This window comes from Xenorhabdus sp. NBAII XenSa04 (assembly GCF_963866145.1).
In the GTDB taxonomy this organism is placed as follows: Bacteria; Pseudomonadota; Gammaproteobacteria; order Enterobacterales; family Enterobacteriaceae; genus Xenorhabdus; species Xenorhabdus indica.
This window is the reverse complement of sequence record NZ_CAWMEB010000211.1, coordinates 1-2,397: the sequence shown is the minus strand read 5'-3', so window position 1 is coordinate 2,397 and position 2,397 is coordinate 1. Positions and strand designations below refer to the sequence as shown.

Genomic DNA, 2,397 nt, shown 5'->3' with positions numbered 1-2,397 from the left:
AGCAGGCATTTCCTGTTTTGTCAGCATTGTCGCGCGCCAGAGATTGCATGTTGTCAGGTATAAGTAGGGAGATAAGCTAATGAGCCGATTGATTAAAGAATTGAAGTTTTTTGCCCGGCAGGGTGGTGGCAGCCATAAGACCTGTCATGACCGTACTCGGATTGCAGGGCGTTTGGGCGCGTTGTTATTGAGCCTGAATATTCAGGTTAAAAGTCTCAATAATCTGAAAACCAAACATGTAGAGCATTACGTTGATGCGCGCTTATCTCAGAGGATTGCCAAACGAACGATGCAAAATGAAATGTCCGCATTGCGTAATATCTTCCGCATGGCTGGCCGGGAAAAATTGGAAACTTCGCCCCGTTTAAGTAATCAAGCATTGGGATTAAGCGGAACCAGCCGTGCTGGAACAAAACAAGCGATCCCTGATGCCACGTTTCAGATGGTTTATCAGAAAGCACTTGAACGCGATGCCGGATTTGCCGCCACACTGAAACTCGCCCGCTTACTGGGATTACGCTCTCAGGAAGCAGTGCAATGCAGTGCTTCATTGAAAAGCTGGAGTAAACAGTTGGATCAATCAGAGCCGAAACTGCATATTGTCTTCGGTACAAAAGGCGGCCGACCAAGACAAACCCGTGTATTGGATGTTACAGCGGTAAAAGAGGCTGTCGAGCAGGCCATTGCTATTGCAGAACAACAAGGTGGCAGGTTGATTGATAAACCCGATCTCAATCAGGCCATGAATTACTGGCGGACACATACCACAAGGGTTGGTTTAACAGGTTACCATTCTCCCCATAGTTTGCGCTATGCGTGGGCACAGGATGCACTGAGTTTTTACCAACAGAGTGGTTTTAGTCGGCAGGAAGCACGGGCACTAGTTTCAATGGATTTGGGCCATGGTGATGGTCGCGGGCGTTACATTGAGCGTGTTTATAGTCGTTAAACTTAGCCGTTCAGTTATTGAGTAAGCTAAAACAATCAGTTAAAGTATTCCCGCCATTAGCAAAATCTAATGGTCGAGGCGTCGCGGCCTTGAAATCAAGAACACTGGTAGGATGTTTCTACCAGTGCGCCTGTTATCACCCTTTCAATGGTGATTCAGGTGGGGAAGGCTTCGGCCTTGCTGGTTTCTTGATTCCAGTCCGCGAACCCTGCCTTGAATCACCACCACCATCAATATTATTAATGGAAGGGGTAGCAGGAATGAATAACAACAATGTTCAAAATGACTGGCATCAGGCCGATATTATTGCTGCATTACGTAAACGTGGTACAACCTTAGCGGCTGTTTCTCGTGAGGCGGGACTCAGTTCATCGACACTGGCAAATGCATTTAGTAGACCGTGGCCGAAAGGCGAATGGATCATTGCGGATTATCTTGGTATACATCCCTCAGAAATTTGGCCTAGCCGTTATTTTGATAGTTACGGTCAGCTTATTGAACGTAAGGTTCGCAAAGTTTCTGTTGAATAGCTTTTAATGTTTATGAAATAGCCATGAAGCAAAGTAATGTTTATATCTACTTTTTGGTTGCCTTGGCTATTCATTTTTTTAGCTTATTTGTATAAATATAATGTTGAAATACTAAAAGGTATTTAAATAATTAATATCCCATGTATCTTTGAATTATCTTCTGTAGTTTTCTACTATGAATTTTAGCTTTTTCTTTTATTTCGTATTCACTCTGCCCATTAACTGTTGCTATATCATAAAGAATAACTGGCTCGATATATTTCATTTGAGAGTATTCTGTCGATCTTTTAATTGATTTAAGAAAGCTATCCATAAGCGATGAATTGTTATCTTTTTTAAAGTTTTTCTCTGGTTGTCCTATTGTAATACTGGGTAGAAGCCTTTTATTTTTTAATTTATCTCCCTTTGAACCATAAGCAAATTGATAGGTAAAAACTTCATCAAACCAAATTTTAAGGATTGCAGGCATATTAAACCAGTACATTGGATATTGTAAAATGATTAAATCATGTCTTGATAATGCCTCTTGCTCCGAATTAACATCGATATTGTAATTTGGATTTAATTGATAAATGTTACGAAGCTCAAGATCAATGTTGCTACTTTTCAATTCATCAACAATTGTTTTGTTAGCAATTGATTGATCAAAGTTTGGGTGAGCTAATATCATTAAAGGCATATTCAATTTCCTTAATTTGTTATTTATTAATAATCTATTAATTTGATAATTGTTATAATTAGTTTATGATGATTTTTTTCAATTACAATAACTATCCAGTTAGATAGTAGGGCGGAATTTATGGTTGAGGTTACAAAAGCTGAGGATTGCAAAGTTTCATTGAATGGGAAGAGTTACCCTTGCCCTGTGAGTATGGCTATGGATTTGATAGGCGGTAAATGGGTCACGTATTCAATCCG

General features: G+C 40.0%; 3 protein-coding genes. 2 read left to right on the top strand and 1 reads right to left on the bottom strand.

Annotated elements, in window-relative coordinates:
- Nucleotides 1–79 precede the first annotated feature (79 nt).
- Nucleotides 80–949, top strand: coding sequence for an integrase domain-containing protein (locus tag AAC147_RS08460; RefSeq protein ID WP_047686357.1), 870 nt, complete (start codon nucleotides 80–82; stop codon nucleotides 947–949).
- Between the two features lie 260 nt (nucleotides 950–1,209).
- Nucleotides 1,210–1,479, top strand: a complete 270-nt coding sequence (locus tag AAC147_RS08455) for a helix-turn-helix domain-containing protein (RefSeq protein WP_047686359.1) — start codon at nucleotides 1,210–1,212, stop codon at nucleotides 1,477–1,479.
- A gap of 130 nt (nucleotides 1,480–1,609) precedes the next feature.
- On the opposite strand, the gene AAC147_RS08450 is transcribed toward AAC147_RS08455, so the two are convergent.
- Nucleotides 1,610–2,158, bottom strand: a complete 549-nt coding sequence (locus AAC147_RS08450) for an NAD(P)H-dependent oxidoreductase (protein WP_047686355.1) — start codon at nucleotides 2,156–2,158, stop codon at nucleotides 1,610–1,612.
- Nucleotides 2,159–2,397 lie beyond the last annotated feature (239 nt).

What these genes read in the sequence shown, in the direction of transcription:
- AAC147_RS08460 (WP_047686357.1), top strand. Translation starts at nt 80, where the DNA reads ATGAGCCGATTGATTAAAGAATTGAAGTTTTTTGCCCGGCAGGGTGGT.
- AAC147_RS08455 (WP_047686359.1), top strand. Translation starts at nt 1,210, where the DNA reads ATGAATAACAACAATGTTCAAAATGACTGGCATCAGGCCGATATTATT.
- AAC147_RS08450 (WP_047686355.1), bottom strand. Translation starts at nt 2,158, where the DNA reads ATGCCTTTAATGATATTAGCTCACCCAAACTTTGATCAATCAATTGCT.